This window comes from Snuella lapsa (assembly GCF_039539345.1).
GTDB classification, from domain to species: Bacteria; Bacteroidota; Bacteroidia; order Flavobacteriales; family Flavobacteriaceae; genus Snuella; species Snuella lapsa.
The window spans coordinates 75,834-89,194 of record NZ_BAABCY010000063.1 but is presented as its reverse complement, the minus strand read 5'-3'; the positions used below and the strand labels follow the sequence as shown (position 1 = coordinate 89,194).

Here is a 13,361-nt window from a genome sequence, read left to right as displayed (position 1 = left end):
TTTAATATACTGAATATCAATATAATAAACTAAAATAAAAACACTTTTTTCTTATCCGAGATTCACGTTATATTAAATAAGCGAATTGGTATTATTCAAACAGAGCCTTTAGCTCAGTAGCATCATTGGGTTTTATTTTTCCAGCAAGCAATAAACTTAATTGTTTGCGTCGCAGAGCCGCAGCAAAGCGTTCTTTTTCCAGTTTTGTTTCAGGAAGTACTTCTGGGACAGCAATGGGTCTTCCGGTCTCATCGACGGCAACAAAGGTGTAAATAGCTTCATTAGCCTTTGTTTTTTCACCCGATTCACGATCCTCAATCCAAACGTCTATAAAGACTTCCATAGAGGTGTTGAAAGCACGGGATACTTTGGCTTCGACAGTAACCACACTGCCTAAGGGAACCGCTCTGTTAAATGCCACATGGTTTACAGAAGCAGTTACTACAATACGTCTTGAGTGCCGTCTGGCAGCAATACTTGCCGCACGATCCATACGGGCTAATAATTCCCCTCCAAATAAATTGTTTAAGGGATTGGTCTCACCGGGTAAAACCATGTCTGTAAGGACAGTTTTGGATTGTTCGGGCGTTTTTGCTTGCATCATTTGCGATTTTTTTAATGATGCCGCAAAGTTAAAATGATTTTAGGATTAAAGAAGCAAAATATTGTCGAATTCGCAAAAAACTAGTTTAGCTTTTTAACCGATAGCCAAGCAGCTTTGTTATGGTTAGTTCTAATTTCCCGAATGGCTTTTAAGGCGTCTTTTCCGTTTTCATAACTAGCGTAAACAACTTCGTATAAACCAGATTTGTTCATGCCAATTGTCCTTGCGTTGGGATAGCCTTGCTTTCGGAGTTGTTGAACCATTTTATTCGAATTTTCTTCAACTCTAAAGGCTCCAGCAATAATATGATAGTTACCGGATTGTTTGGTAAGGTTAACGGTAATAGCTGGAAGCGGATTTAAATTAAAGGTCGCCTGCTGTATTTTTGAGTCAAGCTGTTGTTCTGCTGTTTCTTGTGCTATTTGATTATGCTGTTCAATTTGGTTAACGTAAAAATTGGATGCAGCAAAACCACCAAGAGATAATGCTATAACAGCTACAGCAGCATATTTTAAGTACCCTTTAGTTTTACGCTTTTCGGGTGTAACAGCAATAGGAATTACTTTTTCAATTGTTTCGGCTGTTTCCTTATAAACTTCACGGGTTACTGTTGGAGAAATAAATTGAGAGAGACCAAAAGCATCTGTTAAATAATTAAGATGGTAAGTGGGTTCAAACAAAATATTGCCTTCACTATTTAATACAATGTCTCCTATATTTTTAAAAGAAACCGTATCACCTTGCATTAAACTCGATTTAATGGCCTTTACGCGCTTTTGAATTTTTTCTGAGGCTACTTCAAAAGGAATTTTTTCTGTATCGGCAATATAGTGCGCCAATAGGCCATCGCTTTTTTGAATTTGCTCATTAAACGACACCGTCTTTTTAGGGGGATAAAAAGCATTTGTAGTTTCGTTTATAGAAGCAGAAACGCGTTGTGTTAAAAAAGCTCCGAATTCAGGAACTGTAACACATTCATATCTGTATAATAAATCGCTGATGTAGGTTTCTAGTTGCATGTAAACAAAGTTAAAAATTTTTGCTTTTAGGTAAAATTAACCTCAAAATATTTATTAACACTTTAAAAATTCTTTTATTGTAGCTTCAAAATCAAACGCATACATGTCAGAAAATGATTTGCTTTACACTCTGGCCTTACAACATGTTCCTAAAATTGGGGATATAACAGCTAAAAAATTGATTGCACATTGTGGTTCGGCCGAGGCTGTTTTTAAGGAGAAGAAACAAAATTTACTTAAAATAGATGGTGTTGGTGCTATCGTATTAAATGATCTGAATGAAAAGAATCATGTAATAGCTGCTGAAGCCGAAATCCATTTTATGGCATCCAATAACATTACTTATTCCTATTTTAAGGAAGCCAGTTATCCGAGTAAATTAAAACATTGTATTGATGGGCCAATTTTGTTATTTCAATCGGGACAGATTGATTTAAGCCATCGGCCCATTATTAGTATTGTGGGAACTCGAAAAATAACCAACCAGGGTATTGCTTTTTGTGAAGCTTTGATCGAGGCACTTGTGCCATATAATCCTATAATTGTTTCTGGGCTTGCTTATGGGACAGATATTACGGCTCATAAAGCAGCAATAAAACACAATTTGCAAACCATAGGTTGTTTGGCACATGGATTAAATCAAATTTACCCTAAAGTGCACAAGAAATATGTGAATGCTATTGAAAATAATGGTGGATTTTTTACAGATTTTTGGAGCAGTGCTACTTTTGATAGGAATAATTTTTTAAAGCGAAATAGGGTTATAGCGGGTTTAAGTGAAGCAACCATTGTTATAGAATCGGCCGAAAAAGGTGGGAGCCTAGTAACGGCCGATATTGCCAATTCGTATAACCGTGATGTGTTCGCTGTTCCTGGGCGTACTACCGATACACAAAGTCTGGGATGTAATAACTTAATAAAATACCAAAAAGCACATATGCTGTCGAACCCTTTGGATGTGCCATATATTTTAAATTGGCAACTGGAAGAGTCCAATAGACAGATTGTTCAAAAACAATTGTTTGTTGAGTTGGAAACCAATGAGAAAGTTATTTATACTTTTCTTAAAGAAAACAACAAACAGATGTTAGATGTTATAGCTTTAAACTGTAATATGCCAATTTATAAAGTAGCCAGTATGCTATTAAATATGGAGCTTAAAGGTGTTGTCCGTCCGTTACCTGGTAAATTATTTGAGCTTATTTAATTTCAAAAACGAAATTTAAACAGTCTCTTAATATCCAACCTTGTCTCTTACACGATCCAAAACAGCATTAGCAACCAACTGTGCTTTTTTAGCTCCAATGGCTAAAGCCTTGTCAATTTCATTTAAGTTGTCCATGTAATAGTTGTAACGCTCACGTTGTTCAGAAAAGACATCTACAATCAATTCGAATAAGGCTTGTTTGGCGTGACCGTAACCATAACCTCCGTTTTCGTAATTAGCTTTCATCGTTTCAATTTGAGCTTCGTTGGCTAATAACTTATAAATTGCAAAACAGTTACATGTAGCCCAATCTTTAGGTGCTTCTATAGGAGTGCTATCAGTTTGAATAGACATAATTTGTTTGCGCAATTTTTTGTCATTCAAGAATATATTGATGGTATTATTTCTGCTTTTACTCATTTTTTCACCATCGGTTCCAGGAATAAGCATAATATTCTCTTGGGTTTTTCCTTCTGGTAATACAAAGGTCTCTCCCATTTTAGTATGAAAACGCGAGGCCACATCGCGTGTCATTTCAATATGTTGTAACTGATCTTTGCCAACAGGGATAATCTCGGCATCGTACAACAAAATATCGGCTGCCATTAACATAGGGTAGGAGAATAAGCCAGAATTTACATCTTCCAATCTATCTGCCTTGTCCTTAAAGCTATGGGCTAATGTTAAACGTTGGTAAGGGAAGAAACAACTTAAATACCAAGCTAATTCGGTTACTTGGGGCACATCACTTTGCCTGTAAAAAACGGTTTTTTCAATATCCAATCCAAAAGCCAGCCAAGTAGCAGCTGTAGAGTAGGTGTTCTCGCGTAATAATGTAGCGTCTTTAATTTGGGTTAATGTATGTAGATTTGCTATAAATAGATAGGAATCATTTTTAGGGTCGTTAGCCATTTCAATTGCTGGAATAATTGCACCTAAAATATTACCCAAATGAGGTGTTCCTGTACTTTGTATACCTGTAAGTATTCTTGCCATTTATTTCTTCCTAAAACAGAAGTCTTTTAAAAAATTAAACAAAGGGCAAATGTAGGGATACTTCAGAATATAAAAAAGCGGTTCAAGAAGAACCGCTAATGTGTTAAAGGTTTCTTTATTTTTTTAAAAGCCCTGCAATAAATAAAATAATGATGGCACCTATGGCACCAGTTATAATGTCACCAATTACGCCACCCGATAAAGAAACACCTAAGGTTTTAAAAGCCCAGCTTCCAACAATACCTCCAATAATTCCTAGAACTATATTGAAAAGGACTCCAAATCCGCCGTCTTTCATTAGTTTTCCAGCAAGCCAACCTGCAATGGCTCCTATTAATAATGCATAAAGTAAACTCATAGTTTATGATTTTTATGTTCGAATTCCTTAAATATAATCAATTTAATAACATTATTTTTGTTACATATGAAAGTGTTTAAATATCTATTTTGGATATTATATCGTATTTGGTTTTATGTACTTGTAATAATACCAATTATTGTGATGTCTCCACTATTGTTAATTTCGATTTTAAGGGAGACATGGTATCCCTTCTTTTTTAGGTTAGCTCGAATATGGGCAAAATTAATTCTGTTGGGAATGGGCTTTAGGTACTGTATACTTAAAGAACAAGTACCCGAATTGAAGAAGAGTTATATGCTTATAGCCAATCATACCTCTATGGTAGATATTATGCTGATGCTAGCAGTGGTTAAAAATCCGTTTGTTTTTGTAGGAAAGAAGGAGTTAGCAAAGCTCCCGCTATTTGGGTTTTTTTATAAGCGTACCTGTATTTTAGTTGACAGGAACTCGGCTAAAAGTAGACAAGCTGTTTTTTTAAGGGCGCAACGTCGGTTAAAAACAGGCTTAAGTATTTGTATTTTTCCTGAGGGAGGCGTGCCTGAAGAACACGTATTTTTGGATGTATTTAAGGATGGCGCATTTAGACTGGCTATTAACCATAAAATACCAGTTGTGCCATTAACTTTTGCCGATAACAAAAAGCGTTTTTCGTATACATTTTTTAGCGGTGGACCAGGTAAGATGCGAGTTAAAATCCATAAATTTTTACTTACCGATACATTGTATGTTAAAGACACAAAAGATTTAAATAATAAGGCAAGAAGTATTATTTTGAATCAACTGAAGGCTTTTGAGATAAATTGAGTTTTCCTTTTTTGTGTAGAAAAAAAACTGCTCTGGGGAGGAGCAGTTTTCCGATATTGATTTTCAAGCTTACAGAAAACCAATATCATTCAGATCTAACCAAAAACCTAAAATTTAATGGCAAATCCGGTGTAAACCCCAATAAAATAAGGTTTAAAATTACCGGAAGTATTGTTAAACGTATTGATTTGGTATTTAAACATAGGTTCTAGTCCCAAATCTATTTTTTTGGAAATTTTATAGTTTAGCCCTAGCCCTAAATTAGCACTATAGCTTATTTTATTTAAGTTGGTAGCTTCGCCTAAAAGACTTTTGGCTCCTTCTGTTTCAGTATATATTTTATTACTGCTTAGAAAGAATGAGCTAAAGCCCCCAATAATGTTTACCCCTAATTTTTTGTCGGAAAGGGCATATTCAATTTCTAAAGGGACTTCAATGAAACCAAGAGCTTGGTTAATGGATGTATTAGATGTTTCTGTTAGTGTTCCAGGTCTTTTGCTCGCACTAAGGCTTTCATTGCTAATAAAAGACATGTCGGCTTCAGGTGAGTTGTTTAACGTGTTGTTAGGGGTTGTGGCTACATTTTGTAATAGTTTGCTATTGGCATTTATCCCTATTGTTTGTATAACAGCAATGTTATTGGTGTTGTAGCCTAAGTTTACTTTATTAACTCCCGATCTAATGCTCAGTTTTCTGTTAATAGCATAACTGGCCGTAATGCCATAACTCATATTAAGTTCGCCGCTTTTAGAGTTGTTGTTAAACTGCGGGTCTATGGAAGATCCTTCCCCAAGGCTACTAAAGTAAACAGGAGCTGCATTGGGTGCAATACGCCATCTGTTTAAGTGTTCTTCTTTTTCAATAATGTTTTTGGTAGCTTCCAAAGCCTCATCTATAGTAAGTGGATTTTGATTTGACTTGTTGTTGGTTTTATTGTCATCCTTTTTTTCGGAAGATATGATGCCTGTATTATCTTGCGACTGTTTGTTAAAAATGTCTTTGGCTTTGTCTATCGTGATTAAAGGATCTGTGTACTTGGGATCGTCTTTTTTTACATGATCAGCGATAACGGTTTTGTTTTTAGCGTTAGAAACCAAAGCTGATGCTATGTGATTGTCTTTATTGTTGGGAGGGGCTATTTCTGCTATTGCCGATTCACTCAAAGGGGTTGTGTTATTGGAAGGTTGCAAAGGTGTTTCCCTTTTTATTCCTTCTTTATCTGATATGCTTTCTGAATCGTTTGCAATACCCTCAGACCCATCAAAGTTGTTAGGGGTGTTTGTATCCTCATTGTTTATAAGGGGTATTTCTTCTGTATCAACAACCTGATTTTCAGGAATAGCTTTGTCTTGATTAAAATAAATCATGCCAACGGTTGGCAGTAGTAATAATAAAGCGGCTATACCTGCATAACGCCACCATATAGGAATAATACGTTGTTTTTTCTTCTTTTTATCCAGTTGGGCTTCAATATGTTTCCAAACAGCATCGCTTGGTGCCACTTCAAAATCCTTAAAGCGTTCCTGGAATAAGCGGTCTATATGTTTTTTGTCTCCCATTATAATGATTGTATGCGTTGCGTTGCGTTGTGATTTTCAATGGTCTTTTTCAAAATTTGTCTGGCACGTGCCAAATTAGATTTTGAAGTACCAATATTAATATCCAGCATTCCTGCTATGTCGTTATGCGAATAACCATCAAGTACGTATAGGTTAAAAACCAATCTGTAACGATCGGGAAGTTCTTGAATGATTTTTAGAAGATAATCTATAGAATAGGAGTCCTCGTCAATTTCTATTTCATAGTCCTCAATCGTGTTTTCGTTTGTTATATTAAAAACTTTTTCACTTCTGTAGCGTTGCAGCGCTGTATTAATGGTTATTCGCTTTAACCAGCCTTCAAAAGACCCTTTGCTTTTATATTGTTTAATTTTATTGAAAATTGTTAAAAATGCATCTTGAAGATTATCTTCGGCTTCTGCATAGTTTCTCGAATACTTTAAGCAAACAGAGAATAACTTACTCGAAAAGAGCTTGTATAATTCTCCTTGAGCTTTAGTATCATTGACTTTACAATCTTCTATGAGCTGCTCTAAACTCAAATTAAACGCATATTAATTAGTCTTAATAAAATCAGTGGTTGTTATGAAGTAACAGGAACTTCGATAATCAAATACTGATCTTCGTTGTTTTCGTCTTCACCTTGCCAAAATTTAAATATATAGGAACCATTGCTGGTAACTACAAAGTTAAATGTTGCTTCTACAAGTTCATTTTCTAATGCTTCACAATTATCTTTTTCGAAGACATAATTTATTGCAGCTACAGTACGTTCATTATTGTCTTTTAAATAATAAAATTCTTTAAAAGCATGGCAAGTAGATGGTTTTAAATAGGAAATGGTAATCGGGTAGGTTTCTCCTAGAGCAAACTCATCTGGAATGTCTACGCTTTCTATTGGTAAAACTTCTAAATCGTAATTTGTACCATCATTATCAATACTACATGCGCTAAATAGAACAAGTGTCATGCAGAATACAAGGAACTTTTTCATAAAAATAAATTTAACATTTAATTATTTGTGCTTTTTTCCTTGTAGATGCACTTAAAATAAAAAGGTTGCGTTTAAAACAAAAAAATCCCGATATATCGGGATTTTTTTAATTTGTTTAAGCTGTTTTTAAGAGCGCTTTTATTTTCTCTTCCAGTTCTTCTAAAAGTTCTGGATTGTCTTTTATAATTGCTTTAACAGCATCACGACCTTGTCCTAGCTTGGTGTCTTCATAGCTAAACCACGAGCCACTTTTCTTGATAACTTCTAAATCTACCGCAATATCTAGTATTTCTCCAACTTTAGAAACACCTTCACCATACATAATGTCAAATTCGGCGGCTTTAAATGGAGGTGCTACCTTATTTTTTACAACCTTAACTCTGGTTTTATTTCCCAGTACATCGCCATTACTGCTTTTTATTTGTGTGGATCTTCTAATGTCCAATCGTACAGAAGCGTAAAACTTCAAAGCATTACCTCCTGTAGTTGTTTCTGGGTTTCCAAACATTACACCAATCTTTTCCCGTAGTTGGTTAATGAAAATTACCGTACAGTTTGTTTTGCTAATAGACGCAGTAAGTTTTCTAAGAGCCTGAGACATGAGTCGGGCATGGAGCCCCATTTTAGAATCTCCCATTTCGCCTTCAATCTCACTTTTGGGGGTAAGAGCTGCAACCGAATCGACTACAACAATATCGATAGCGCCAGAACGAATTAAGTTATCGGCAATTTCTAAAGCTTGTTCACCATTGTCTGGTTGTGAGATAATAAGATTATCAATGTCCACACCAAGCTTTTCGGCATAAAACCTATCGAAAGCATGTTCTGCATCAATAAAAGCAGCAATGCCTCCGGTTTTTTGGGCTTCAGCAATAGCATGTAGGGTAAGGGTTGTTTTTCCTGATGATTCCGGACCGTAAATCTCAATAACACGTCCGCGAGGGTATCCGCCTACACCTAGTGCAATATCTAGGCCTAAGGATCCTGAAGGTATTGCCTCTACATCTACAATAGCGGTGTCGCCCATTTTCATTACGGTTCCTTTGCCGTAAGCTTTATCTAGTTTGTCTAATGTAAGTTTAAGTGCTTTTAACTTAGCGTCTTTTTCACTACTCATGTATCTTTTTTTTATCTCATTTTGGTCATGCTAAAATACTATAATTGTTGTCACAATACAATTTATGACGCAACCTTTTTGTGCAATTTGCATCTAGTAGGCAAAGAGGGAAAATTTTTGCTATGAAATTGTCCTAAAAATAGTTTAAGACCACTTGTTTTTTGGGATTAAAATGAAATTATTTCAAACAAAGAATGGGTCAGATTTAAAGTGCTTTAGTAAGTCTAAAGCACTTTTTTATGTTTCATAAATTGTTAGCTCCTAGTAAAAATTGTAATTTTGCGGCTTTAAAATATTTTTTAACCTTAAATATTAGTATAGCATGCAACTGTACAATAAATTAAGTGCTAAAGAAAGAGTAGAATTAATCGAGAAAGCAGGCAAAGATCGATTAACGCTTTCTTTTTATCAGTACGCCAAGATTGCCAATCCGCAAGAATTTAGAGATCACCTGTTCGTTGTTTGGGACCAGTTAGACGTTTTAGGACGTATTTATGTGGCCGCAGAGGGCATAAATGCACAATTGTCACTTCCAGCCGATCGGTTTAATGCGTTTAAATCCCATTTAGATACCATAGATTTTTTGAAAGGTATTCGTTTAAACATTGCAGTAGAGCAGGACAATATGTCCTTTTTGAAACTGAAGGTAAAAGTGCGCAGTAAAATTGTAGCAGATGGTTTAAATGATGAAACCTTTGATGTTACCAATAAAGGAGTGCATGTTGGAGCCAACGATTTTAATGCGCTTATTGAAGACGAAAACACGGTCCTTGTCGATATGCGTAACCACTATGAAAGTGAGATAGGACATTTTAAAAATGCGATAACACCCGATGTGGATACGTTTAGAGAGTCGTTAGATATTATTGAGGACGATTTAAAGGACCATAAAGAAGATAAAAATTTGGTCATGTATTGTACCGGGGGTATTCGGTGCGAGAAAGCAAGCGCATATTTTAAGCATAAAGGGTTTAAGAATGTATACCAGTTAGAAGGAGGTATAATAGAATACACGCGCCAGGTTAAAGAGCAAAATATAGAGAATAAATTCATTGGAAAGAATTTTGTATTCGATGAGCGCCGTGCCGAAAAGATCAGTGATGATGTTATTGCACAATGCCATCAATGTGGGAAACCGGCCGATGTACATACCAATTGTGCAAACGATGCGTGCCATTTACTTTTTATTCAATGTGATGATTGTAAACAAGAGATGAACAATTGCTGTTCTGTTACCTGTAAAGAGATACATGCATTGCCCTATGAAGAGCAAAAAGCTTTAAGAAAAGGACAAGGGAATAGTAATGATATATTTAAGAAAGGGCGAGCAGACCATTTACCCTATAAAAAAGATCTAAGAAACATTTTTGAAGTTCTTAAGCCCAACAAACAATAACTTATTGATATGCAAAAAATAGAGTTGATGGCACCTGCGGGTAATTTTGAATCCTTACAGGCTGCCTTAGATAACGGAGCCAATTCGGTTTATTTTGGTGTTGAGCAATTAAATATGCGGGCAAGGGCATCTATCAATTTTACTTTGGATGACCTTCAAGAGATTTCAGATCGTTGTAAGGCTAAAAATGTTCGCAGTTATTTAACCTTAAATACCATTGTTTACGATCATGATTTGTCGATTGTTAAAACCTTAATTAAAAAGGCAAAAGAGGCGGATATTACTGCTGTAATAGCTATGGATCAAGCAGTAATAGCAATGGCACGTGAGTTGGGAATGGAAGTGCATATCTCTACCCAAATAAATATCACGAATATTGAAACAGTTAAATTTTATGCGCTTTTTGCAGATACGATGGTGTTAAGTCGTGAGCTTAGCTTGCGCCAAGTAAAGAAGATTACCGAACAAATTGAGAAAGAACAAATAAAGGGACCTTCGGGGCGCCTTGTTGAAATCGAAATTTTCGGGCATGGGGCAATTTGTATGGCTGTTTCGGGTAAGTGCTATATGAGTTTGCATTCGCAGAACTCTTCGGCTAATCGCGGTGCCTGTAAACAAAATTGCAGAAAAAAATACACCGTAATCGATCAGGAAACTGGTTTTGAAATGGAGCTCGATAATGAGTATATCATGTCGCCAAAAGATTTATGTACCATTGATTTTTTAGATGAGGTAGTCGATGCCGGTATAAAGGTTTTAAAAATTGAAGGGAGAGGACGAGCACCAGAGTATGTTGCTAAGGTTATTAAATGCTATCGAGAAGCTATAGATAGTATCGAGGCAGGCACTTATAGCAAAGAAGAAGTGATTTCGTGGATGCAAACACTGGAAACAGTATACAACCGAGGTTTTTGGAGTGGTTATTACTTGGGGCAAAAATTAGGAGAATGGAGTAAAGGTTCGGGATCCCATGCTACGCAAAAGAAAGTTTACATTGGTAAAGGTGTGCACTTTTTTCCAAAAGCTAACATTGGGGAATTTAAAATAGAAGCTTACGATGTAGCAATTGGTGATACTATTTTGATTACAGGGAAAACGACAGGTGCCCAGGAAGTTAAGGTAGCCGAGATGTTGGTTAATAATGAGAAAAAAGAGAAAGGCACCAAAGGAGATTCTGTAACAATACCCTTGCCTTTTAGAATTAGGCCTTCCGATAAATTATATAAGATTGTTGAAAATAAAGTTGAAGCTTAATGGTGATAGTTACCTTACAACGCAACAAGTGCATAGGGTGTAATTACTGTGTGGAATTGGCACCAGAACAGTTCCAAATGTCGAAAAAAGATGGAAAATCTGTGCTATTGCATGCTAAGGATAAAAAAGGTTTTTATACTTTAAAAATACATGACGATTTTAGTTTTGAAACCTGTGAAAACGCTTCAAAGGCATGTCCAGTAAAGATTATAGATGTTAAGATGGTTTAATTATTTTTCAGCAATTTAAATAGTCTGTATTTAAATCTTATCTTTACCAAGCAAAATTAATTATTAACCTTCATTCGTAATGCTTTTTTAAGTGTTAACGAATTCAATATATTGAAAAAGATGGCTTGTAACAGTTGTTCAACTGGAAAAGACGGTCAGCCCAAAGGATGTAGAAATAATGGTACTTGCGGTACCGATAGCTGCAATAAGTTAACCGTATTCGATTGGCTTGCTAATATGGCACTTCCTGGTGGTGAAAAACCATTTAATTGGGTTGAAGTTCGTTTTAAAAATGGGAGAAAGCATTACTATAAAAACCCAGAAGACTTAACACTTAGTATAGGAGATATTGTTGCTACACAAGCAAAATCGGGACACGATATTGGTATGGTGACCCTTACGGGAGAGTTGGTCCGGGTTCAAATGAAACGAAAAAATATTGCATTTGAAGGGGACGAGGTGCTAAAGATTTACCGTAAAGCAAGTCAGAAAGATATCGATATTTGGCAAAAAGCACGCGATAGAGAAGAACCGATGAAAGTGCGAGCACGCCAGTTTGCGATTGATTTAAAATTGCAAATGAAGATTTCAGATATTGAATTTCAAGGCGATGCAAGCAAAGCGACATTTTACTACACAGCTGAAGAACGCGTCGATTTCCGCGAGCTTATAAAAGTTTTTGCACGTGAGTTTAGAACGCGAATTGAAATGAAGCAGGTTGGGTTTCGTCAAGAAGCCTCAAGACTTGGAGGTATTGGTTCTTGTGGTCGTGAGTTATGTTGTTCTACCTGGTTAACCGATTTTCGTTCGGTAAGTACTTCGGCTGCGCGCTACCAACAGTTGTCATTAAACCCTCAAAAATTAGCCGGGCAATGTGGCAAGTTAAAATGTTGTTTAAATTATGAGTTAGATACTTATCTAGATGCCTTAAAGGATTTTCCTAAAACCGATATAAAACTTAAAACAGAAAAAGGTATTGCCGTTTGTCAAAAAACCGATATTTTTAAAGGTTATATGTGGTATGCCTATGAAGGCGAATGGATGCATTGGCATAAGATTACCACTGTTCAGGCTAACGAAATTATTGAAGCTAATAAAAATAATAAACACATTGCCAGCCTTGAAGAATATGCCTCCGATCTGCTCGAGGATACTAAAGCAGCATTTGAAAACGTTGTAGGTCAAGATAGTTTAACACGTTTCGATAGTCCAAAACGTAATAAAAAACGTAAAAATAATAGGAACAGGAATAATAGAAACAAAAAGAATACTAATAACAAAAGAAAACCTCAAAGAAACAAAAATGTTAAGAAATAGTATATTTGTATTTTTTTTGATTATTTCTTTTGTTTCGTGTGACTCAAATCGTGTTTTTGATGTTTACAAACCTGTTTCTGCTAATGGATGGCATAAAGATTCCATTGTAAGTTTTGAGGTAAGCCCTCCAGATTCAATACAAGCCTATAATTTGTTCGTTAATTTACGGAATACCAATGCTTATAAATTCAACAATTTGTTTTTAATTGTTGAGATGGTGTTTCCACATGGTAAGACAATAAAAGATACTTTGGAGTATAGAATGGCCGACCCGAGTGGTAAGCTTTTGGGAGATGGATATACCGATGTTAAGGAGAATAAGCTTTGGTATAAAGAACAGGTCGTATTTAATGAATCTGGGGCGTATACCGTAAATATCCAACATGCTATGCGTGAAAATGGCAAGGTAAATGGTGTTGTTAACCTTGAAGGCGTTACAGATGTAGGTTTTAGAATTGAAAGACCTTTAATCAAATAAATGTCACTTTGAGCGGTTCTGGTTT

General features: G+C 35.7%; 15 protein-coding genes. 7 read left to right on the top strand and 8 right to left on the bottom strand.

Annotation, left to right across the window (positions count from 1 at the left end):
• Window positions 1-91 precede the first annotated feature (91 nt).
• Window positions 92-601 (bottom strand): acyl-CoA thioesterase, encoded by a 510-nt coding sequence (locus ABD792_RS11650; RefSeq protein WP_345006244.1) that lies wholly within the window; start codon window positions 599-601, stop codon window positions 92-94.
• A gap of 83 nt (window positions 602-684) precedes the next feature.
• Window positions 685-1,623, bottom strand: coding sequence for an HU domain-containing protein (locus tag ABD792_RS11645; RefSeq protein WP_345006242.1), 939 nt, complete (start codon window positions 1,621-1,623; stop codon window positions 685-687).
• A gap of 103 nt (window positions 1,624-1,726) precedes the next feature.
• Here ABD792_RS11645 and dprA point away from each other — a divergent pair, with 103 nt between their 5' ends.
• Complete coding sequence (gene dprA, locus ABD792_RS11640; protein WP_345006241.1) at window positions 1,727-2,830, top strand: DNA-processing protein DprA; 1,104 nt, start codon at window positions 1,727-1,729, stop codon at window positions 2,828-2,830.
• Between the two features lie 27 nt (window positions 2,831-2,857).
• On the opposite strand, the gene trpS is transcribed toward dprA, so the two are convergent.
• Both trpS and ABD792_RS11630 read right to left on the bottom strand, forming a co-directional pair.
• Window positions 2,858-3,826, bottom strand: a complete 969-nt coding sequence (gene trpS / locus ABD792_RS11635; RefSeq protein WP_345006240.1) for a tryptophan--tRNA ligase — start codon at window positions 3,824-3,826, stop codon at window positions 2,858-2,860.
• Between the two features lie 115 nt (window positions 3,827-3,941).
• A complete protein-coding gene (locus ABD792_RS11630) occupies window positions 3,942-4,184 on the bottom strand; it encodes a GlsB/YeaQ/YmgE family stress response membrane protein (RefSeq protein ID WP_345006239.1) in 243 nt (80 codons plus the stop codon).
• A 66-nt stretch (window positions 4,185-4,250) separates the two neighbouring features.
• Here ABD792_RS11630 and ABD792_RS11625 point away from each other — a divergent pair, with 66 nt between their 5' ends.
• A complete protein-coding gene (locus tag ABD792_RS11625; protein ID WP_345006237.1) occupies window positions 4,251-4,991 on the top strand; it encodes a lysophospholipid acyltransferase family protein in 741 nt (246 codons plus the stop codon).
• 107 nt (window positions 4,992-5,098) lie between these two features.
• Here ABD792_RS11625 and ABD792_RS11620 read toward each other — a convergent pair whose 3' ends face one another.
• The 4 genes from ABD792_RS11620 to recA form a co-directional block, all read right to left on the bottom strand.
• The gene (locus ABD792_RS11620; protein WP_345006236.1) at window positions 5,099-6,550 is read right to left on the bottom strand and encodes a hypothetical protein; all 1,452 of its coding nucleotides are present in this window, start codon (window positions 6,548-6,550) and stop codon (window positions 5,099-5,101) included.
• Window positions 6,550-7,092 (bottom strand): RNA polymerase sigma factor, encoded by a 543-nt coding sequence (locus tag ABD792_RS11615; protein ID WP_345006235.1) that lies wholly within the window; start codon window positions 7,090-7,092, stop codon window positions 6,550-6,552. The genes ABD792_RS11620 and ABD792_RS11615 overlap by 1 nt, the downstream gene beginning before the upstream one ends.
• A 41-nt stretch (window positions 7,093-7,133) precedes the next feature.
• The gene (locus ABD792_RS11610) at window positions 7,134-7,544 is read right to left on the bottom strand and encodes a hypothetical protein (RefSeq protein ID WP_345006233.1); all 411 of its coding nucleotides are present in this window, start codon (window positions 7,542-7,544) and stop codon (window positions 7,134-7,136) included.
• A 115-nt stretch (window positions 7,545-7,659) separates the two neighbouring features.
• Window positions 7,660-8,661: a recombinase RecA gene (gene recA / locus ABD792_RS11605; RefSeq protein ID WP_345006232.1), complete on the bottom strand. Its 1,002-nt coding sequence runs from the start codon at window positions 8,659-8,661 to the stop codon at window positions 7,660-7,662.
• Between the two features lie 322 nt (window positions 8,662-8,983).
• Between recA and trhO the strand changes: the two genes are divergently transcribed.
• The 5 genes from trhO to ABD792_RS11580 all read left to right on the top strand — a co-directional run bounded on the left by trhO (window position 8,984) and on the right by ABD792_RS11580 (window position 13,336).
• Complete coding sequence (trhO, locus tag ABD792_RS11600) at window positions 8,984-10,057, top strand: oxygen-dependent tRNA uridine(34) hydroxylase TrhO (protein ID WP_345006231.1); 1,074 nt, start codon at window positions 8,984-8,986, stop codon at window positions 10,055-10,057.
• Window positions 10,058-10,066: 9 nt separating this feature from the next.
• Window positions 10,067-11,311, top strand: a complete 1,245-nt coding sequence (locus ABD792_RS11595; protein WP_345006230.1) for a peptidase U32 family protein — start codon at window positions 10,067-10,069, stop codon at window positions 11,309-11,311.
• Complete coding sequence (locus ABD792_RS11590; protein WP_345006229.1) at window positions 11,311-11,541, top strand: ferredoxin; 231 nt, start codon at window positions 11,311-11,313, stop codon at window positions 11,539-11,541. Before ABD792_RS11595 ends, ABD792_RS11590 begins: the two co-directional genes overlap by 1 nt.
• Window positions 11,542-11,661: 120 nt before the next feature.
• The gene (locus ABD792_RS11585; protein WP_345006228.1) at window positions 11,662-12,858 is read left to right on the top strand and encodes a PSP1 domain-containing protein; all 1,197 of its coding nucleotides are present in this window, start codon (window positions 11,662-11,664) and stop codon (window positions 12,856-12,858) included.
• The gene (locus tag ABD792_RS11580) at window positions 12,845-13,336 is read left to right on the top strand and encodes a gliding motility lipoprotein GldH (protein WP_345006226.1); all 492 of its coding nucleotides are present in this window, start codon (window positions 12,845-12,847) and stop codon (window positions 13,334-13,336) included. Before ABD792_RS11585 ends, ABD792_RS11580 begins: the two co-directional genes overlap by 14 nt.
• The last annotated feature ends 25 nt before the right edge of the window (window positions 13,337-13,361 follow it).